At 71.9% G+C, this 18,397-nt stretch carries 19 protein-coding genes and 1 pseudogene; 4 read left to right on the top strand and 16 right to left on the bottom strand.

Annotated elements, in window-relative coordinates:
• The first annotated feature begins 15 nt into the window (after positions 1–15).
• Positions 16–1,041 carry an adenosine deaminase gene (locus tag J2S57_RS32935; RefSeq protein ID WP_307250066.1) on the top strand — a complete coding sequence of 342 codons (1,026 nt, stop codon included), beginning with the start codon at positions 16–18 and terminating at the stop codon, positions 1,039–1,041.
• Here J2S57_RS32935 and J2S57_RS32930 read toward each other — a convergent pair.
• Positions 1,031–1,894 (bottom strand): helix-turn-helix transcriptional regulator, encoded by an 864-nt coding sequence (locus J2S57_RS32930; RefSeq protein ID WP_307250063.1) that lies wholly within the window; start codon positions 1,892–1,894, stop codon positions 1,031–1,033. The two genes, J2S57_RS32935 and J2S57_RS32930, sit on opposite strands and share 11 nt — an antisense overlap.
• Positions 1,895–1,996: 102 nt before the next feature.
• On the opposite strand from J2S57_RS32930, the gene J2S57_RS32925 reads away from it, so the two are divergent.
• The gene (locus tag J2S57_RS32925; protein ID WP_307250061.1) at positions 1,997–2,740 is read left to right on the top strand and encodes an SDR family oxidoreductase; all 744 of its coding nucleotides are present in this window, start codon (positions 1,997–1,999) and stop codon (positions 2,738–2,740) included.
• 127 nt (positions 2,741–2,867) lie between these two features.
• Here the strand turns inward: J2S57_RS32925 and J2S57_RS32920 are convergent, their stop codons facing one another.
• Positions 2,868–3,128 carry a hypothetical protein gene (locus tag J2S57_RS32920; protein WP_307250059.1) on the bottom strand — a complete coding sequence of 87 codons (261 nt, stop codon included), beginning with the start codon at positions 3,126–3,128 and terminating at the stop codon, positions 2,868–2,870.
• A gap of 89 nt (positions 3,129–3,217) precedes the next feature.
• Positions 3,218–4,069, bottom strand: a complete 852-nt coding sequence (locus J2S57_RS32915) for a hypothetical protein (RefSeq protein WP_307250057.1) — start codon at positions 4,067–4,069, stop codon at positions 3,218–3,220.
• A 167-nt stretch (positions 4,070–4,236) separates the two neighbouring features.
• On the opposite strand from J2S57_RS32915, the pseudogene J2S57_RS32910 reads away from it, so the two are divergent.
• Positions 4,237–4,713: pseudogene (locus tag J2S57_RS32910) on the top strand (RraA family protein); the annotation flags it as partial.
• 9 nt (positions 4,714–4,722) lie between these two features.
• Here the strand turns inward: J2S57_RS32910 and J2S57_RS32905 are convergent.
• The 5 genes from J2S57_RS32905 to J2S57_RS32885 all read right to left on the bottom strand — a co-directional run bounded on the left by J2S57_RS32905 (position 4,723) and on the right by J2S57_RS32885 (position 10,477).
• Positions 4,723–5,082: a hypothetical protein gene (locus J2S57_RS32905; RefSeq protein ID WP_307250054.1), complete on the bottom strand. Its 360-nt coding sequence runs from the start codon at positions 5,080–5,082 to the stop codon at positions 4,723–4,725.
• Positions 5,083–5,151: 69 nt separating this feature from the next.
• The gene (locus tag J2S57_RS32900; RefSeq protein WP_307250052.1) at positions 5,152–6,603 is read right to left on the bottom strand and encodes a sensor histidine kinase; all 1,452 of its coding nucleotides are present in this window, start codon (positions 6,601–6,603) and stop codon (positions 5,152–5,154) included.
• Complete coding sequence (locus J2S57_RS32895) at positions 6,600–7,295, bottom strand: response regulator transcription factor (protein ID WP_307250050.1); 696 nt, start codon at positions 7,293–7,295, stop codon at positions 6,600–6,602. The genes J2S57_RS32900 and J2S57_RS32895 overlap by 4 nt, the downstream gene beginning before the upstream one ends.
• Positions 7,296–7,382: 87 nt before the next feature.
• Positions 7,383–9,530, bottom strand: coding sequence for an MMPL family transporter (locus J2S57_RS32890; protein ID WP_307250048.1), 2,148 nt, complete (start codon positions 9,528–9,530; stop codon positions 7,383–7,385).
• A gap of 80 nt (positions 9,531–9,610) precedes the next feature.
• Entirely contained in the window at positions 9,611–10,477 is an 867-nt protein-coding gene (locus J2S57_RS32885) for a helix-turn-helix transcriptional regulator (protein WP_307250046.1), read from the bottom strand.
• 134 nt (positions 10,478–10,611) lie between these two features.
• Between J2S57_RS32885 and J2S57_RS32880 the strand changes: the two genes are divergently transcribed.
• Positions 10,612–11,259 (top strand): NAD(P)H-dependent oxidoreductase, encoded by a 648-nt coding sequence (locus tag J2S57_RS32880; RefSeq protein ID WP_307250044.1) that lies wholly within the window; start codon positions 10,612–10,614, stop codon positions 11,257–11,259.
• Here J2S57_RS32880 and J2S57_RS32875 read toward each other — a convergent pair.
• From J2S57_RS32875 to J2S57_RS32840, 8 genes are read right to left on the bottom strand one after another with little or no spacing between them, the layout of a single operon-like run.
• Positions 11,212–11,493 carry an MSMEG_0570 family nitrogen starvation response protein gene (locus J2S57_RS32875; RefSeq protein ID WP_370882526.1) on the bottom strand — a complete coding sequence of 94 codons (282 nt, stop codon included), beginning with the start codon at positions 11,491–11,493 and terminating at the stop codon, positions 11,212–11,214. The two genes, J2S57_RS32880 and J2S57_RS32875, sit on opposite strands and share 48 nt — an antisense overlap.
• Positions 11,494–11,503: 10 nt before the next feature.
• On the bottom strand, positions 11,504–12,334 hold the full coding sequence (locus J2S57_RS32870; protein ID WP_307250042.1) for a carbon-nitrogen hydrolase family protein: 831 nt from the start codon (positions 12,332–12,334) through the stop codon (positions 11,504–11,506).
• Positions 12,335–12,337: 3 nt separating this feature from the next.
• Entirely contained in the window at positions 12,338–13,177 is an 840-nt protein-coding gene (locus J2S57_RS32865; protein WP_307250040.1) for a carbon-nitrogen hydrolase family protein, read from the bottom strand.
• Complete coding sequence (locus J2S57_RS32860; RefSeq protein WP_307250038.1) at positions 13,174–14,601, bottom strand: MSMEG_0567/sll0787 family protein; 1,428 nt, start codon at positions 14,599–14,601, stop codon at positions 13,174–13,176. Before J2S57_RS32860 ends, J2S57_RS32865 begins: the two co-directional genes overlap by 4 nt.
• Complete coding sequence (locus tag J2S57_RS32855; RefSeq protein ID WP_307250036.1) at positions 14,598–15,650, bottom strand: MSMEG_0568 family radical SAM protein; 1,053 nt, start codon at positions 15,648–15,650, stop codon at positions 14,598–14,600. The genes J2S57_RS32860 and J2S57_RS32855 overlap by 4 nt, the downstream gene beginning before the upstream one ends.
• Before the next feature lie 9 nt (positions 15,651–15,659).
• The gene (locus J2S57_RS32850) at positions 15,660–16,172 is read right to left on the bottom strand and encodes an MSMEG_0572/Sll0783 family nitrogen starvation response protein (RefSeq protein WP_307250034.1); all 513 of its coding nucleotides are present in this window, start codon (positions 16,170–16,172) and stop codon (positions 15,660–15,662) included.
• 24 nt (positions 16,173–16,196) lie between these two features.
• A complete protein-coding gene (locus J2S57_RS32845) occupies positions 16,197–17,009 on the bottom strand; it encodes an amidohydrolase family protein (protein ID WP_307250032.1) in 813 nt (270 codons plus the stop codon).
• Positions 17,006–18,301, bottom strand: a complete 1,296-nt coding sequence (locus tag J2S57_RS32840; protein WP_307250031.1) for an MSMEG_0569 family flavin-dependent oxidoreductase — start codon at positions 18,299–18,301, stop codon at positions 17,006–17,008. Before J2S57_RS32840 ends, J2S57_RS32845 begins: the two co-directional genes overlap by 4 nt.
• Between the last annotated feature and the right edge of the window lie 96 nt (positions 18,302–18,397).

Raw genomic sequence — 18,397 nt, 5'->3', positions numbered from 1 at the left:
GCTCCAGGAGAACCCGTGACCGACCTGACCACCTTCATCGCCGGGCTGCCGAAGGCCGAGCTGCACGTGCACCACGTCGGCTCGGCCTCACCGCGCATCGTGGCCGAGCTGGCCGCCCGCCACGAGGGCCGCTCGCCGGTGCCCACCGACCCGGCCGCCCTGGCCGACTATTTCGCGTTCAAGGACTTCGCCCACTTCATCGAGGTCTACCTCAGCGTCATGGACCTGATCCGTGACGACGAGGACGTGCGCACCCTCACCTACGAGGTCGCCCGCGAACTGGCCCGCCAGCAGGTCCGGTACGCCGAGCTCACCGTCACCCCGTACTCCCACGTGCGCCGGGGCATCCCGGCCCCCGCGGTGTGCGCCGCCATCGAAGACGCGAGAACGGCCGCCGCCCGCGACTTCGGCATCGACCTGCGCTGGATCTTCGACATCCCCGGCGAGGAGGGCCTGCCCGCCGCCGAGGCCACCCTGCGCCTCGCTCTCGACGAACACCCGGACGGCCTGGTCGGTTTCGGCCTCGGCGGGCCCGAGATCGGCGTGCCCCGGCCGCAGTTCCGCCCGTTCTTCGACGCCGCCCGCGCGGCCGGTCTGCACAGCGTCCCGCACGCCGGCGAGACCACCGGGCCGCAGACGATGTGGGACGCGCTGAACGAGCTGGGTGCCGAACGCATCGGTCACGGGATCGCGGCGGCGCAGGACCCGGCCCTGATGCGGCACCTCGCCACGCACGGCATCGCGCTCGAGGTCTGCCCGACCTCCAACGTGCGCACCCGCGCCGTCGCCTCGATCGAGGAGCACCCGCTGGCCCGCCTGGTCGAGGCCGGCGTCACCGTCACCGTCAACTCCGACGACCCGCCCATGTTCGGCACCACGCTCGAGGAGGAGTACGCCGTGGCCGCACGCCTGCTCGGCCTCGACCACCACGGCGTGGCCGACCTCGCCCGCGCCGCCGTCACCGCGTCGTTCCTGAGCGACGCCGGAAAGAAGACGCTCATGGCCGAGATTGACGCCTACACCCAGGGATTCACCGGCTGAGCTCGTCGTCCGGAGTCGGCCGGAACCGCTGCTGGCCCAGCACCGCCAGCAGCTCCAGCTTCTGCGCCGCCTCACTGCGGGGAGCAGCGGTGAGCACCAGCAGCGTCTGACCCTGGTCCTCGGTGAACAGGGCCTGGCAGTCCAGCTCGATCTCACCGACCTCCGGGTGCACCAGCGTCTTGTGGTCGTCGAACCGCCGGGCCACCTCCTGCAGCTCCCAGATCGCCGTGAACTCCGGGCTGGCCCTGCGCAGCGCCCGAACCAGCGCTCCCGCCCGCGAGCGCTCACCGCCCAGCCCGTAACTGGCCCGCAGGTGCGCGACCTGCACCCGGCTCTGGTGCTCGTGGTCGGCCGGGGGATAGGCGTCGCGCTCGCGGGGGTCGGTGAACCAGCGGTAGACGCTGCTGCGCGCCGGGCCGGTGAAGCGCGACTGGTCGCCGTGCAGGGCGAGGGAGAGCCGGTTCTGCACCAGGGTCTCGCCCAGGCTGGAGATGATCAGGGCGGGTGTGCCGGTGAGCTGGTCGAGCACCCGCATCAGGGCCGGGGCCACATGGGTGTCCAGCGGCGAGCGCTCGGGCGCGGACTGCCCGCACAGCCGGTACAGGTAGTCGCGCTCGTCGTTGTCGAGGCGCAGCGCCCGGGCCAGCGCGGACAGCAGCTGCTCGGACGGCTGGCGGCTGCGCTCCTGCTCCATGCGCACGTAGTAGTCGGTGGACATCCCGGCCAGCGCCGCCACCTCGTCGCGCCGCAACCCGGCCGTGCGCCGCCGCACGCCCGGGGGCAGCCCGACGTCCTCGGGCTGCAGGCCGTCGCGACGGGCGCGCAGGAAGGTGGCCAGGGCGGGACGATCCATGTCCCCACCCTGGCCGATCCCCGGCGTCGGATCCAGGGACCCGGAGTCCTACGAACGAAGGTCCTCTCCCGTTCCGGACCGGGTGCCCGCAGATTCGACGGCATGAACATCACCGGAAACACCATCTTCGTCCCCGGCGCCACCTCGGGCATCGGCCTGGCCCTGGCCGTGCGGCTGCGGGCGGCGGGCAACACCGTGATCATCGGCGGTCGCCGCGCCCAGCTCCTCGCCGAGCTGAAGCAGCAGCACGGCTTCGGCACGGTCGTCATCGACACCACCGACCCGGCCTCGGTGCTGCGGGCCCGCGACGAGGTGCTCGAGCAGTACCCCGACCTGGACGTGCTGATCGCGATGGCCGGGATCATGAAGGCCGAGAACGTGCTCGGGCCGGACTTCCTGGCCGACGCGACGAGCATCGTCGACACCAACGTCAACGGCCCGCTGCGCCTGATCGCCGCCTTCGTCGACCACCTGCGCACCCGGCCCCGGGCCGCCCTGGTGACCGTCTCGTCCGGCCTGGCCCACGTCCCGCTGGCCCTGACCCCCACCTACAACGGCAGCAAGGCGTTCGTGCACCTGTTCACCGAGTCGATCCGCCTGCAGCTGGCGGGCACCCCCGTGCAGGTCATCGAGATCGTCCCGCCCGCCGTGCGCACCGAGCTGCTCCCGGGGGGCTCGGACGTCGAGCACTTCATGCCCCTCGACGAATTCGCCGACGAGGTGATGGCGCTGCTGGAGAGCGAGCCCGACGCGCACGAGATCCTGGTCAGGACCGTGAGCTTCCTGCGCCGGGCCGAGGTCGAGGGCCGCTACCCCGCGGCGGTAGAGGCCCTGAACGCGCACTGAGACGACCCGGCGGGGTGGACGCGGACCGGGCCGGGGCGGTCGGTCCTGGGTGAGGAACGGGTCGCCCCGCGCAGCGGTGCCCGACGGCCGGCCGGCCGCCGGGCACCAGGGAACCATCGGTGGGACCTCAGCAGGCCGCCAGATTCACGTAGGCCAGGCGGAAGTAGAACGTGGCCGCGTTCGAGTAGTCGATCGCCTGCGAATAGAGGCCGAGCGCCCTGTAGGCCTGAGCCAGGCCCAGGTAGTAGTTGCCGGTCGCCTGGTACTCCTCGCCTGCCGTGCAGCTGGGCCCGGGTGACGCCTGTGCCGCGGTCTGTCCGACCACGGTGATCCCCATGATGAGCAGCACCACCGCCGCCGTGCGGCGCAGCGCTCTGGACCATCCCATCTTTCAGCTCCCTCTTGTCGGGTGATGACCCACAGATGAGGAGGCTCGGGACTGATGTGATACGTGGTCCTCCAAAAGCGGTTGTTCCTCTACCTGCGCACGGTGAGCTGGGTGCTCAGCGTCGGCCCGACCCCCGTGACCCAGGCGCTGAACGTGACCGGGGTGTCCTGGGAGACCCGCCCGGTGCGGATCGGGATCCTCAGCGTGGTGGCGCCTTCCGGGGCGAACAGCGAGCCCGCGCCGCCGGCCACGAACGCGTTGCTGCTCGAGAGCGGCGCGGTGGTGCCACCGGGCAGGATCGGGCCGGTGAAAGTCAGCGTCGCCGTGGCACTGTCACCGCCCTTGACCGGATTCGGCGTGATCTTCACCGACTTCAGCACCGGCGGCGGCGCGCTCGCGCTGAGCTTCACCGTGTAGGTGCCGGCCTCGCCCTGGATGGTCTTGGTGCCCAGGACGTGGTCGGGGTAGCCCTCCTGGCTGCCGTCGGCCACCAGGATCGCGTAGCGGCCCGCGTCGAGCGGCACGGTGGTGGAGTGCCGCCCGTCGTAGGCCGAGCTCTGCACCGCCGACGTCGTCGAGCCGTCGTCGTTCAGCTTCAGGAAGCCGACGAAGGGATCGGTCAGCCCGCTGCCCGCGGCGACCAGGTCGACGGTGTAGGCCTGCCCCTGCGTGGCGGTGAACCCGATGTAGTCCACGTCCTGCGGCGCGTGCTTTCCGGGCAACGGGTCGCGGGTCTGGCAGATGGCCCGCGACGCCGTGCCGCCCACCGCGATCGACGCGGTGACGACCGGATCGCCCACCCCGAGCGCCGGGTCGTCGATCTCGTGAGGATCAGGGGCGCAGGTGATCTCGGCGGCCCGGGCCGGGGCGGCGGCGAACGTCAGGGCGGTCAGCACCCCGAGCGCGGCGACGGCGGAGTGCTGGGCGAGGCGTCGGTTCACGGTCATCTCCAGGGCACGCGGTCAATGTTTCCGTACAGGGAGTTGTCTACGCGCCACGGCGAGTCAGTGTCCACAATGTCCGGATAGGCCATTGGTGCTAGTACCTCGATACCGTGCCGTGATGATCGGCTGTCGCGAGATCCCGGCGACCACCCCCGGCGACCACCCCCGGCGACAATCTCATGCTCCATGCGGCCATCTACCGGGCCGAGCCCGGATCGGTGATCGTGGTGGAGTCGGGCGACCTCGACCATGCGCCGGCCGGCGGCAACGTGTGTGCCGTGGCCCAGCGCCGTGGTGTGGCGGCCTTCGTGGTCGACGGTGTCATCCGCGACCTCGCCGAGGTGCGCGCGGCGGGTTTCCCGGTCTTCGCCCGGGGCGTCGTCCCGATCCCGGGCACCAAGAAGGAACTCGGCTCTCTCGGTGAGACCGTCACCTGTGGAGGGGTTCTCGTCGGGCCCGGCGACATCGTGGTGGCCGACGAGGAAGGCGTGGTGGTCGTTCCGGCCGGCCGGGCGCCGCAGGTGCTCGCGGCGTCGCGGGCCCGGCTGGCCCGCGAGGCCGGTGAGTTGCTCGACGCCTGGGAGGCGCAGCACCGGGCCCGCATCGACGAGGCACTGCGCGCCGCCGGGTTCACGGGCTGAGCGCCCGCTTCAGGCGATCACGATGCGGGTCTTCTCGGTGAGCTTCCCGTCGCTGAAACAGAAGCGGTAGTAGACGTTCCCGGCGTCGTCGGTGACGTCGCCGGACATGTAGTGTTCGCAGGTGGCGCCCTCGGGAACGGGTTCCGGCTTCGTGGTGCTGTCGCCGTACACCTCGGAGGCGCTGAACGCGACCGCGTCGGAGAGTGCGGTGCCGACCGAGCTCTGGCTGTCGCCGACCCGCACCGCCTCGTAGGCCTCGGGGGAGACCGTGCTCTGGTTGAAGAGCCGGTAGACGAAGTAGCCGCCGCCCGCGAGCAGGCCGACGCCCAGGACGCCGAGGACGAGGATGCCGATCAGGACCTTCTTCATGACGAGTCTCCCGGTGAGTGCTGGTTTCTGACTCCTCGATCCTGTCGGCCGCCCCGGCCGGGCTCTACCTCATTCCGTCTGATCCGCCCCGGCGTGGGCATGGTACGAAAGTCGCACGCCGCCAGGTGCGGTCGGCAGGTACAGGCTCACCGTGGTGCCGGTCCCGACCTCGGAGACCACCCCCACCCGGCCGCCGTGCGCCCGCACGATGGCCTGCACGATCGCCAGGCCCAGGCCGGAACCGCCGTGGTCGCGGCTGCGGCTGGCCTCGGCCCGCCAGAACCGGTCGAACAGCCGGGGCAGGTCCGCCGCGGGAATGCCCGGGCCGTCGTCGGTGACGGCCACCCGGGCCTCGGGCCCGGCCTGGGTCAGCACGAGACGCACCCGGGTGCCGGGCGGGGTGTGCTGCACGGCGTTGCCGACCAGGTTGCGCAGCACCTGCTGCAGGCGGGCCGCGTCGCCGAGAACCGGCAGGGAGGGCGGGGATTCGACGATGAGGTCGAGGTCGGGATAGATGATGGACGAGTCCTCGGCGATGGAGGCGGCGAGCTGCGCCAGGTCGAGGGGCTCGAGGTCGAGCGGGCGGCCGGTGTCGAGCCGGGCCAGCAGGCCGAGTTCCTCGACCAGGAGCCGGATCCGGGCCACCTCGTCTTCGATGCGGGCGAACGCCTGGTCGACGGCCGCTCCCGGCAGCCCGCCCTGGCGGTACAGCTCCAGCCAGCCGGAGATCGTCGCGACCGGCGTGCGCAGCTCGTGCGAGGCGTCCGCGGCGAAGGTGCGGGCCCGGGCCTCGGCCTCGGCCTGCGCGTCGAAGGCCCGGTTCACCGCGACGGCCAACCGGTCGGTCTCGGAGCCCAGGTCGGAGATCGGCAGGCGCTCCTCGCGGGACCCCCGGGCGATCGCGTCGGCCGAGCGCACCATCTGCGAGAGCGGGCGCAGCCCGACCCGGAGCACGACCAGGCCCAGGCCGAACAGCGCCACCAGGGCGACCCCGGTGACCGCGGCCATCCGGTAGACGAAGTCCCAGATCGTCTCGCTGTCGATGTCGGTGTCGTTCACCAGCACCATCGAGGCCACGTCGACCGTCTCGCCGTCCCCGACCGGGCCCACCCGCAGACCCGGCGTCACCACCCGCACGCCGGCCACGTCGTCGTCGGTCACCACCACCTGGTAGGGCGCGGCGTCCTGCGTGAGGCGCACGAGCTCGTTCTCGCGGGAGTCGCTCTCGCCGATCGAGAAGAGCACCTCGCCGCCGGTGTCGAGGCCGAGAATGCCGAGCGGGGGCCCGAAGACGGTGTCGAACTGGTCGGCGTTCACCACCTGCGGACCCGACCGGGTCAGGGCCCCCATGCGCTGCGCGTCGTCACGCAGCTTCTCCACCGACCGGTCGAAGATGTAGCCGTTCACCATGTACGCGGTGATCGTGGCGCTCACGGCCAGGGCGAGCGTGCACAGCAGCAGGAAGCCCGCGATCAGCCGGGTGCGGATGCCCGCCTGCCAGCGGCGCAGCAACCGCGTCACGATTCGACCCGCAACACGTAGCCGACGCCCCAGACGGTCTGGATCAGCGGTGTCTCGCCCTCGTCGACCTTGCGGCGCAGGTGCGAGACGAACCGCTCGACCACGGTGGAGTCCCGGCCGAAGTCGTACTGCCACACCGCTTCCAGGATCTGGCCCTTCGAGAGCACCTGCCCGGGATGGGTGATCAGGAAGTGCAGCAGCTTGAACTCGGTGGGCGACAGCTTGATCAGCCGCTCGCCGCGCCGCACCTCGTGCCGCAGCGGGTCGACGCTCAGGTCGTGCAGGGTCAGCGCCGACCCGGCCTCGGCGGCGTGACCGCGCGAGCGCCGCAGCAGCGCCTCCAGACGGGCCCCGATCTCGACCACGCTGAACGGTTTCACCACGTAGTCGTCGCCCCCCAGCTGCAGGCCGCGCACCCGGTCCTCCACCGCGTCCCTCGCCGTCAGGAACAGCACCGGCACCCCGATCGACTGGCTGCGCAGCATCTGCACGATGTCGAAACCGGTTCCGCCGGGCAGCATCACGTCGAGCACGACCACGTCGGGGAGGCGGCGCTGCACGGCGGCCAGGGCCTGCGGGATGTCCCCGGCCACCTCGACCTCGAAACCGGCGAAGGTCAGGGCGGAGGTGAGCAGGTCGCGGATGCCCTGGTCGTCGTCGACGACCAGCACCCGGTCGGGCCGCTCGGTCATGGTGCTCCTCTTGTCATGGTCACCAGCGTAGGCACGGGCGGGCCGGTGGCCCGCCCGTGCGCCCGGGTCGTCCGGGTCTCCCCGTGATCAGGCGACCGGAGAAGGTTCCCGTTCGCCGCGTCCGTCGTTCTGCGGGTTCAGGTTCTGTCCCTCGACATCGATGGCCGGCACGACCCGGTCGAGCCAGCGGGGCAGCCGCCAGGCCCGGTCACCCAGCAGCTGCATCACCGCGGGCACCAGGGTGAGGCGCACCACGAAGGCGTCGACGAGCACCCCGAAACCGAGGGCGAAGGCGATCGGCATGATGTTCGGGTCGTAGGAGAACAGGAAGCTGACGAACACCGAGATCATGATGGCGGCCGCCGCGACCACGACCCGCCCGGTGTGCCGCGCCCCGGCCAGGATCGCGTCCTGCGCCCGGCCGTGCCGGGCGTAGTGCTCCCGCATGGCCGAGACCAGGAAGACCTCGTAGTCCATGGCCAGCCCGAACAGCACGGCCATGATGATGATCGGCACGAAACTGGCGACCGGTCCCTCGGAGGGCACGCCCAGCGGACCGGCCAGCCAGCCCCACTGGAACACCGCGACCATCGCGCCGAACGCGGCGCCGACCGAGAGCAGGAACCCGGCCGTGGCCTTGAGCGGGATCGTCCAGGAGCGGAAGGCGATCATCAGCAGGAGCAGCGACAGCCCGACCACCACGACCGTGAAGGGCAGCAGGGCGCCGTTGAGCTTGTCGTTGACGTCGATGCTGACGGCGGTCAGGCCGGTGACGGCGACGTAGGTGCCGGCAGCGGCGCTGATCGGTTCCAGGGTGGTGCGCAGGTTCGAGACCAGGGTGTTCGTGGCGCCCTCGCGGGGGCCGGTCCGCGGCACGACGCCGATCAGGGCGGCCTGCCCGTCCGGCGCCAGCTGCACCGGGCTGACCCCGGCCACGCCGGGCACCTGCTCGACCGTGGCGGCGACGGTCTCGGCCAGGGCCTGCGGCGACGAGCCCTCGACCAGCACCGCGAGCGGGCCGTTGGCACCCGGGCCGAACGACGCGGCGATCAGGTCGTAGGCCTGGCGGGGCTCGGAACTGGCCGTGGTGGAACCGTTGTCGTTCAGCGCCAGCTCCAGCTGGGCCGCGGGCACCGCGACCACGCTCAGGCCGAGCACCACGACCGCCACGACGGTGCGGGGGTGGCGGATGACGGCCCGCACCCAGTGCACCGACCACGGCGTGCGGCTTCTCGGCTCCCGAGGTGCCCGCCGCAGCTTCTCACCGGCCAGGGCGAGCACGGCCGGCAGCAGCGTCAGGGCGAGCAGCACGGCGACGGCCACCGCGCCCGCCGAGGCCAGGCCCATCGACGTCAGCATCGGCACCCCGGCCACCATCAGCCCGGACAGGGCGATGATCACGGTCAGGCCGGCGAACACCACGGCACTGCCCGCGGTGGCGGTGGCCCGGGCGATCGACTCGGCGACCGGCAGGCCCTGGGCCAGTTGCTCACGGTGCCGCGAGAGGATCAGCAGCGCGTAGTCGATGCCGACGGCCAGCCCCAGCATGATCGAAAGGGTCAGCGCGTTCATGTTCACCCCGAAGGCGTTGGCCGCCAGCAGCGTCCCGCCGACCGTGGCCCCGACCCCGAGAACGGCCGTCAGCAGCGGGATCCCGGCCGCGATCACCGAGCCGAACGTGATCAGCATGACCAGCAGGGCCACACCGATGCCGATGACCTCGGTCGGCCCGAACGGGGCGTGCTCCTCCTCGAACGCGTCCCCGCCGAAGAGCACCCGGGCGCCGTCGGCGCCGAAACCGGCGCCCAGCGCCCGCACGTCGTCCTGCAGGGCCGGATCGACGTCCTCGTCCCCGGGCACGTCGAACGTCACCGACGCCAGCGCGATCCGCCCGTCCTCGGAGAACTCCGGTTCCTCACCGACCTCCGCGAGCGTCCCGATGCGCTGCAGGGACTCCTCCATCCGGGCCCTCAGGTTCGCGTCACTCATGCGGGCGCCGTCCGGGGCCACGAACACCACGTCACCCACGACCCCTCCGCCGGAGGGGAAGTGCCGCTCCATCTTCTCCAGCGCGGCCTGGGCGGGGGAGCCGGGGATCGAGCTGCCGCTGTCCAGCGAGCCCGGTGAGCTGAGGGCGAGGGCCAGCACCGCGGCGACCGCGGTGAGGGACAGCCCCAGGAAGGTCAGCCGTCGCCGGGCCGCCAGGGCGCCCAGCCGGTAGAGGAACGCAGCCACGAGAACTGCCTTTCGGGAGAGGAGTCGTTCTGACCTCTCAACCGTGACGGGCAGGTCTGACCGGGGCACCCACCGATTCCTTACCGAATCTGGTCGATGTCCGGCCGTGATGTTCCGGAATCCGGGGCGGACCAGCTCGCGAGCAGACGCAGGCCGTCGTCCGAGGCCTCGTCGGCCGCCGCGTAGGCGACCATCACGAGCCCCGGGTCGCTGGTGAGTCCCAACCCCTCACAGGAGAGATCGAGGTCACCCACGAGCGGGTGGTGCAGGCTGGTGATGGCGGTGCGGTGCCTGCGGACGTCGTGGTCGGCCCACAGACGCCGGAACGGCTCGCAGTGCGTGGAGAGTTCGCGGACCAGGCCGGCGAGCACGGCGTCGGAGGGGGAGCGCCCGGTCTCGGTGCGCAGGAGGGCGACGGTCTGCCGCGCCGTGTCGGGCCAGTCGCGGTAGAACGTCCGCGCCCGTGGGTCGAGGAACACGAACCGGGCGACGTTGGGGTGCTCGGCCGTGTCGAGCACCGGGGCGAGCACGGCCCCGGCCAGGCGGTTGCTCGCGAGCACGTCGAGACGGCCGTTCTGCACGAACGCGGGCACGTCCCGCATGCCGTCGAGGAGCTGGCGCACGACCGGGCGCACGGTGGTCTCGCGGCCGGCCCGGCAGCGGCCGTTCGCGGCGCGCACCAGGTCGTTCAGGTGGGCCCGCTCGGCCTCGTCGAGCCGCAGGGCCCGGGCGACGCTCTCGAGCACCGCCTCGGACACCCCGGCCGCGTGACCGCGCTCCAGGCGCACGTAGTACTCCCGGCTCATCCCGGCCAGCAGCGCGACCTCCTCGCGGCGCAGCCCGGGCACCCGGCGGCGGCCGCCGAAGTCCGGCAGCCCGGCCTGCTCGGGCGTGAGCCGGTTACGGCGCGAGATCAGGAACGCGCGGATCTCGGTCTGGCTGTCCATGACGACGAATGTACGACGCCGGGTGGTCTCCGAGGGGGTCCCTGGCAATGACCCCCTGGCGCGGGACTCCCTCGGCCGCCGGGCGCTGCCGAGAGTGGGGATCCCACCGACCCCGGCACCGAAGGAAGCGAACCGTGCGCATCCACCTCGTCAACGCCCACCTGACCTACCCGGACTGGTCCGAGGGAGGCCTCACCGCGGCCATGGTCGCCCGGGCCCGGACCCACCTGACCGGGCGGGGCCACCACGTCACCGAGACCCGCGTCGAGGAGGCCTACGATCCCGACGTCGAGGTCGAGCGCCACCTGGACGCCGGTCTGGTGATCCTGCAGACGCCGATCAACTGGTTCGGCGCCCCGTGGATCCACAAGCGCTACGTCGACGAGGTCTTCAACGCCGGGCTGCACAGCAAGGCGTTCCTCACCGACGACGGGCGCACCCGCTCCGACCCCACACGCCAGTACGGCACGGGCGGACGCCTGCGGGGCCGGGGCTTCCTGGTGTCGAGCACCTGGAACGCGCCCGCGGAGACGTTCGGCAACCCGGACAGCGTGCTCTTCAAGGGCGCGACCCTGGCCGAGGCGCTGCTCGGGATCACCACCAGCTACCGGTTCGTGGGCTGCACCGTGCTCGAGCCCTACGGGGTGCACGACATCTTCCGCGACGGCGACGTGGCCGCCGGGATCGAGAACTTCGGCGCCCACCTGGACCGGCAGCTCGAGGTGCTGTCCGGGTCAGGCGCGGCCGAAACCGACCACGGTGACCTCGCCCCCGTCGTGTGAGCGGGCGCGGTCGGCAATGGCCGAACGGGTCGCCGCCGCGCTGGTGCAGGCGAAGCCGAACTTCGCCCGCACCCGGTCGGAGGCGATGGTCAGGGCCTCGTCGCTGAGCCGCACGAACTCGGCCACCGGGTAGCTCCGGCCGGGCGTCAGGAAGTCCTCGATCACCAGCGACGGCGAGTAGCAGCTCTGGGCAGTGCCGTCGGGCCAGGTGACGTGGAAGTACATCTCGGGCAACGGATCCGTCCTAGCGGTAGGTGTGCGGGCGGCGTTCGGAGAGGTGGTCGAGCACCCGCCGGGCGGCCGCGATCTCGGCCCCGACGTCGAGCGTGGCCACCGCCAGCCCGGCCTTGGCCCAGGTGCGGGCCAGGATGTCGCCGCCCGGGCCGACCACCTTGGCCTGGCCGAGGAAGCGCATCCCGCCGAGCGAGCCGGTCTGGTTGGCCGAGGCCAGCACCACCTGGTTCTCGGCCGCCCGGGAGCGGTCGTACAGGTCGAACAGGCGCGACTGGCGGTCGTCGCTCATGCGCGGCGCCCGGTTGCTGATGTTGGTCGGCCAGGCCGACAGGCAGGCCACGACCTCGGCGCCGTCCAGGGCCAGGGACCGGGCCGACTCGGGAAAGGTCTTGTCGTAGTCGATGAGCATCCCGATCCGCCCGGCCGGGGTGTCGAACGCGCTGAACCCCTCACCGGGCGCGTAGGCCTTCTCCTCGCCCCGGGGCAGGTGCACCTTGCGGTGACGCCCGAGCACGCCGTCACCGCTGACGCAGACCGCGCTGTTGTACCGCCGCCCGTCGTCACCCAGCTCGCAGTAGCCGACGCACACGACCATCCCGGCCGCGGCCCGCGCGACCCGCCCGATCAGCTCGTGGTCGGGCTCCAGGGCCGGGGGCAGCGTGTCCGTGTCCGGGTTGCGCAGGTCGGCCAGGTACCCGCCGAGCGCGGCGTCGGGCAGCACGAGCAGGTCGGCACCGGCCTTGCGGGCCTGCTCGATCAGCGTGCGCACCCGGGCCAGGTCGAACTCCAGGTCACGGCCGAAACCCGCGGCCGCCGAGGCGATGGTGACCCCCGTCCCCATCGCTCAGCCGACCGGTTCGAGCCGGGCGTACGCGGCCGGACGGCGGTCGCGCAGGTGCCCCATGGCCCGGCGCGCCGAGGCCAGGGAACCCTCCACGTCCAGGGAGACCACCGCCATCCCCTCACCGACCCCGGTGCCGGCCAGCACGTCCCCACCCGGGCCGACGATCTTCGAGCTGGCCACGAACCGCAGCGACCCGAAGGTGCCGCTCTGGTTGGCCGACAGCCAGACGATCTGGTTCTCCAGGGCCCGCGCGGCGTCGAAGATGTCGAAACGGTGCTTCCAGCGGTCGTCCTCGAGGTTCTCGGGGGCGTCGGTGCGGCTGCCGGGCCAGGCCGACACGCACACCACGATCTGCGCCCCGTCGAGCGCGAGCGAGCGCGCCGACTCCGGGAACGCCTTGTCGTAGCAGATGACCATCCCGATCCGGCCGACCGGGGTGTCGAACGCGCGGAAGCCGGAACCGGCCGTGTAGTGGGCGTCCTCGCGCAGCGGCTGATGCACCTTGCGGTGGTTGCCCAGCACCCCGGAACCGTCGACGCAGACCACGCTGTTGTAGACCTCGCCGTTCTCGCCGAGCTCGCAGTAACCGGCGCACACCACCATCTCCCCGGCCAGCGCGGCGAGCCGGGCGATCTCGGGACCGTCCACCCGGAACGCGGGCGGCGGCGGGGCACTTCCGCGCAGGTCGCTGAGGTAGCCGCCGAGCGTGGCCTCGGGCAGGGCGAGCAGCTGCACCCCCTGGGCCCGGGCCTGCTCGATCAGACCCGCGACCCGGGCGAAGTCGGCCTCCAGGTCGCGGTCGAACGGCGCCGAGACGACGCCCAGCGTGAGGGTGCTCATCGTGTGTCTCCCGTTGGTTTCGAGGGCCCGAGGCCGGTCACGCCCCCGGTCAGGGCGGTGGTGAGTTCACCGTCGGGCCAGCGCAGCTGCACTCCGGTGCCGGTGGTGAGCTCGCCGCAGACCGCGGTGACGGCGGGCCCGGCGCCCGCGGCGCCCGCATCGCCGGCGGCGCCCGCATCGCCGGCGGTCAGCATCCCGAAGCCCGGGAAGCAGGTGAGCCAGTCGCCGGTGGTGGCGTGCGGAGGTTTCGGTACGGCCGCGACATCGAGCACGGCCGCACAGCCACTGGCCTCGGCCAGCATGCCCAGGGTGCCCACGATCCCGGCCATCGAGACGTCCTTGGCCGCCGCCGGGCGGGTGCGGGCGACCGTGCCGGTCATGGCCCGGAGCTCGGCGGTGGTGCGGTGCGAGGTCGAGTCCCACTGCCGCCCGGCGTATCCCGGCCGCCAGGCACCTCCGGTGTCGACGGTGAGCCGGATGTCGTGACCGGGCCGGCCGCCGCCGCCGGGCACCGGGTGGTTGGTGCGTCCCAGGGCGGTCACGCTCAGCGCGGCCGGGACGCCGAGCTGGGTGTGACCGCCGATCAGCGGCACCCCGTAGGCCTGGCTCGCCCTTCGCAGACCGTGAAGGACGCGTGCGGCGAACGAGGCGTCCCGGGCCCCGACCGCGTCGAGCAGGGCCACCGGCTCGGCCCCCATCGCGGCCAGGTCGTTGAGATTGACCAGCACGGAACACCATCCGGCCCACTCCGGGTCACGCTCGACCATCGAGGGCAGGATCGCGTCGCAGGCGGCGACCAGGTCGGAGCCCGGCACGGGAGCACCGTCGTCACCGACGAAACCCGTCCCGCCCACCGCGTCGAACGGGGCGAGCAGGGCGCCGAGATCCTTCTTGGTGGCCGAGGCCAGCGCCTCGATCCGGCCGATCGGCCAGCGCATCAGCTCGTGCGGGTGGCCGCTGAGGACGACCGGGCGCACGTAGTCCCAGCCGAGCTTGGCGAAGAACGACCGGTAGCGCGGCTGCACGGTCGCGTCGAAGCGCAGCACGCCCATCGCCTCGGCCCGGGCGCAGGCCGCGCGCACGAGAGCCGCCCCGGCCCCGGCACTTCCGCGGGTGACCAGGCGCCCACCCTGCCACCAGCCGACATCGGGGCCGGTGGTGGCGGGCCCGAGCCGCACCCCGCCGAGCACGGTGCCGTCGGCGGACCGGGCCACCAGCACCACGGTGCGCTCGTCGGCGTCGTGCTCGTCGAGGTCGCTGCCCTCGAACAGACCCTGGGCCTCCACGAACTCCTCACGGCGCAGCCGGTGGTACGCCGCGAGAGCCGTGCTGTCCGCGTCCTCGACGAAGAACCGGGGCGTGCGCCGCGGCGCCGAGAGGTCGTGCAGCAGAGCTGCGCCCAGCTCCTCGACCAGGGACGTCATCCGCCCGCCGCCTTCAGGGCACTGCACGCGCCGCAGGCCGCGCAGCCGGCGCCCTGGTCGTCACCGGCCATCCCGGCCTCGCGCAGCAGGGCGCCCACGCGGGTGGTGACGTCGGCGACGACGGACGCGGGGGCGGTGGTCGCGCCGTCGCGGCGGGCGAGGGTGCCCGCCATCGGGCGCATCGGCACCACGAACGGGTAGACGCCCCGCTCGATCAGCGATCTCGCCCCGGCCACGAGCTCGTCGGGGGTCTCGCCCAGGCCGATCAGCAGATACGTGGACACCTTGTTACGGCCGAAGATCCGCACCGCCTCGTCCCAGGCCGCCTCGTACTCGGCCATCGGCACGCTGCCCTTGCCCGGCATCCATCGCCGGCGGAGGTCGTCGTCCATGCTCTCGACGTGGATACCGATCGACTCGGCCCCGGCGTCCTTCAGGTCCTGCAGCACGGAAAGGTCACGCGGTGGCTCGATCTGGACCTGGATCGGCAGGCCCGGCACCGCGGCCAGCACCGCCCGGACCGAGCGCACCAGGTTGCGTGCGCCGCGGTCCGGGCCGGTGGTGGTGCCCGTGGTCATGACCATCTGCCGCACGCCGTCCAGCCGGACCGCGGCCTCGGCCACCTCGGCCAGCTGGGCGGGCGTCTTCGCGGCGATGGTCGAGCCCTGCTTCAGCGACTCCTCGATCGCGCAGAACCGGCACCGCTGGGGTTCGTCGTAGCGGATGCAGGTCTGCACGACCGTGGTGGCCAGCACGTCCTTCCCATGCAGCAGGGCGATCTTCTCGTAGGGGACACCGTCAGCGGTGGTGAGGTCGTAGAACTTCGGCCGGGCCACGGTGTTCACGCTCAGGCCGAGGTCGATGCGGCCCTCGTAGACCCGGCCCTGACGGATCACGTACGGGCTGTCGGCGACGATCGGCAGGGCCGCGTTCTCGCCGTCGAGCAGCAGGTGCCCGTCGTCGCTGGGCCCGGCGCCCTTGCTGCGCCGCACCGGGGCGTCGACCCGCACCCCGCGCACGGCGAGGTTCACTCTCGTGACGGTGTCCATGAGCAGACCTCAGATCATGTAGGTCGAGTTGATGATGGCGCCCTTGCGCGCGTAGTGGATCAGCGCGTCCTGCACGTCGAGGGGGTGCGTGGGGATGACGCCCTCGATCAGGTCTTCCTCACGGGCGCCGTGCAGCGACAGCCCGAACCGGCAGCAGTAGACCTTGCCGCCCTCCTTGATGAACGTGGCCAGGGAGGAGTTGATGTTGTGCTCGCCCGGGAAGGCGCTCGTGCCGGTGGTCGGGAAACCGCGCGTGGCCAGGGCGTTCAGCGAGCCCGGGCCGTAGAAGTAGATGGCCGACTCGAAGCCTTTGCGCAGCGCCCGGGTGGCCTGCAGGATCGCGACGAAGCTCACCGACGACTCGTGGGCGATGCCGTGCACGAGGGTGAAGTAGCTCTCGCCGTTCTCGGCCTGGTAGTCGGGGAAGACCTTGGTGCCGCCGTAGATGCTGGACCCCTCGGGCAGGGAGGGGTGGGGGATCTCCTCGAGGGACTTCTGCTCGAGCTCGGTCAGGTCGGTCATGTCGGGACCCTTCTGGTCGTCGATCTAGTCGTAGAGTTTCTCGAACGTTCCGTGCAGGGCGAGGGCGGCCAGTTCACCGTCCCCGAACCCAGCTCTGAGGCGGGCATATTCACCCTCGAAGTCACCCCAGGGCTGGTCGCTGGCGAAGAGCACCCGGTCGTGGCCGAGGCCGCGCCGGGAGATCTCCCGCGCCAGCCAGCGTGGTGCGAACCCGATCGCCCAGGACAGGTCGGTGTAGACCTGCTTGCCCTGGTCGATCCAGTCGAAGAAGCGGCCGCCGATCAGTTTCATGTGGCCGCTCATGCCGCCGCCGAGGTGCACCAGGTGCAGCTTCACGTCGTCGGCGTACCGCTCGACGAGCTTGCCGATCTCGTCGATGTCACTGGCGCCGCCCGGGCTGGTGTGCACGTGCACGACCAGGTTGTGCCGGCGGGCCGCCCGGAAGATGGCCTCGAGTCCGGGGGTGGTGTCGTCGACGCTGCCGCCGAGCAGGAAGCTCAGCTTCAGGGCCTTCACACCGGGTTCGCCGGCCAGTTTCAGGGCCTGGGCCGTGCGCTCGGCGTCCTCCGGTCGGGCCGACACCCAGAGTCCGGCCCGGACGCGTTCGTCGGTCTGGGCCGCCTCCACCACCAGCTCGTTGAAGCTGAACGCCAGATCGGGTTGCGGCACACCGTAGTTGGGGATGACCAGGGCGCGTTCGGTGTTCTCCGCGTCGAGATCCTTGAGCAACTCGCGGATCGTGGCCCGGGCGGTGACGTCGGCCCGGATCGGGGGCCCGCCGTAGAACGGGTATTCGGGCAGCACGCCCAGGTGCCGGTGCGCGTCGCAGTGGATCATGCCACGCGCCGCGTGCTCTGGGTGGCCCGCACGATCTGCTCGGTCAGGTACCGGGCGTCCTCGCCGACCCCGCGGAAGCGGCCCGAACCCCAGGTCCACTGCCAGGGCAGGCCGAGCACGTAGAGCCCGGGCCGGCTGGTGACACCGCGGTGGTGTGCGGGGTAGCCGCGCCCGTCGAAGACGGGCAGGTCGACCCAGCGGTAGTCGGCGTCGAAGCCGGTGCACCAGATCACCGACGTGATGCCGCTTCTCGTCAGGTCGACCTGCGTGGGGACGTGGTGGCCGGGTTCCCAGACGGGTGTGTAGCGCTCTTCGGTGGGCTGGTCGAGGTGCTCGCGCTCGATGTGGGCGTCGATCAGGTCCTTGATGCCCTCCATCACCGCGTCGGCCCCGTCGAGGTTGCTCCTCAGGTCGTCGGCGAAATGCGCCACCGGGCCGGTGATGTCGGCGAGACGGCCGTAGAGGTGCATACCGTCACGGGCGAAGGCGCGCAGGTCGAGGTCCCGCCCGCCGTCGCGGCCGGTCACGTAGTGGTTGACCTTGTGACGCGTGGCCTCCTGGTCGGCGAACTCGGTGATTCCCTTGGTGTAGTGGCCGATCTCGTCGAGCCAGGTCATGCAGTCGCGGCCGCGGTAGAACCGGGCCACCCGGGGTGCGTTGCCGGTGGCCAGGTGCACGGTGCGCCCGGCCAGGTGCAGGTCCTCGGCGATCTGGGCGCCCGACTGGCCGGTGCCGACCACGAGCGTGGCCCCCTCGGGCAGTTGCCGCGGGTTCTTGTAGTCGGCCGAGTGGATCTGAATGATGCTGCCGGGCAGGCGTTCGGCGAATCTCGGGATCCGTGGCCGGTGGTAGGCGCCGGTCGCGACGACCACCTGGGAGGCGAAGAACCGGCCCCGGTTCGTGGTCAGGGTGAACCGGTGGCCGTCGTGGCCGAGCCGGGTGACGTCGACGCCCTCGTGCAGCGGCGGGTCGAACCGGTGCCGGTAGTCGCGCAGGTAGTCGACGATCTCGTCGCGCACCATGAAGCCGTCGGGATCCCCGGCCGCGTACTCGTGGCCGGGCAGCAGGCACTGGTAGTTCGGGGTGACGAGAGAGAAGCTGTCCCAGCGCCTTTCGGACCACTCGAACCCGATCCGGTGACGCTCGAGAACGACGTGCTCGACCTTCGCGGCCGAGAGGCAGTAGCTGGCGGCGAGGCCCGCCTGGCCGCCGCCGATGACCGCGACCGGAACGTGCCGGCCGTCGAGCCCACCGGCGAGCAGGTGACCCGAGAGGTCGTCCTTTGCCTTCATGCCGTCCAGTCAAGGCAGCTGCGATTGCCGGGGTGTTTCATCCGGAACACTTCTGGATTTCGGACGTAACGTTTGGCTTTCTGTGACAAGGCTTGC

Origin of the sequence: Kineosporia succinea (assembly GCF_030811555.1) — a bacterium.
Classification (GTDB): Bacteria; Actinomycetota; Actinomycetes; order Actinomycetales; family Kineosporiaceae; genus Kineosporia; species Kineosporia succinea.
This window is presented reverse-complemented; position numbering and strand designations above follow the sequence as displayed.

What these genes read in the sequence shown, in the direction of transcription:
- J2S57_RS32930 (WP_307250063.1), bottom strand. Translation starts at nt 1,894, where the DNA reads ATGGATCGTCCCGCCCTGGCCACCTTCCTGCGCGCCCGTCGCGACGGC.
- J2S57_RS32925 (WP_307250061.1), top strand. Translation starts at nt 1,997, where the DNA reads ATGAACATCACCGGAAACACCATCTTCGTCCCCGGCGCCACCTCGGGC.
- J2S57_RS32920 (WP_307250059.1), bottom strand. Translation starts at nt 3,128, where the DNA reads ATGGGATGGTCCAGAGCGCTGCGCCGCACGGCGGCGGTGGTGCTGCTC.
- J2S57_RS32905 (WP_307250054.1), bottom strand. Translation starts at nt 5,082, where the DNA reads ATGAAGAAGGTCCTGATCGGCATCCTCGTCCTCGGCGTCCTGGGCGTC.
- J2S57_RS32895 (WP_307250050.1), bottom strand. Translation starts at nt 7,295, where the DNA reads ATGACCGAGCGGCCCGACCGGGTGCTGGTCGTCGACGACGACCAGGGC.
- J2S57_RS32885 (WP_307250046.1), bottom strand. Translation starts at nt 10,477, where the DNA reads ATGGACAGCCAGACCGAGATCCGCGCGTTCCTGATCTCGCGCCGTAAC.
- J2S57_RS32870 (WP_307250042.1), bottom strand. Translation starts at nt 12,334, where the DNA reads ATGGGGACGGGGGTCACCATCGCCTCGGCGGCCGCGGGTTTCGGCCGT.
- J2S57_RS32865 (WP_307250040.1), bottom strand. Translation starts at nt 13,177, where the DNA reads ATGAGCACCCTCACGCTGGGCGTCGTCTCGGCGCCGTTCGACCGCGAC.
- J2S57_RS32860 (WP_307250038.1), bottom strand. Translation starts at nt 14,601, where the DNA reads ATGACGTCCCTGGTCGAGGAGCTGGGCGCAGCTCTGCTGCACGACCTC.
- J2S57_RS32855 (WP_307250036.1), bottom strand. Translation starts at nt 15,650, where the DNA reads ATGGACACCGTCACGAGAGTGAACCTCGCCGTGCGCGGGGTGCGGGTC.
- J2S57_RS32850 (WP_307250034.1), bottom strand. Translation starts at nt 16,172, where the DNA reads ATGACCGACCTGACCGAGCTCGAGCAGAAGTCCCTCGAGGAGATCCCC.
- J2S57_RS32845 (WP_307250032.1), bottom strand. Translation starts at nt 17,009, where the DNA reads ATGATCCACTGCGACGCGCACCGGCACCTGGGCGTGCTGCCCGAATAC.
- J2S57_RS32840 (WP_307250031.1), bottom strand. Translation starts at nt 18,301, where the DNA reads ATGAAGGCAAAGGACGACCTCTCGGGTCACCTGCTCGCCGGTGGGCTC.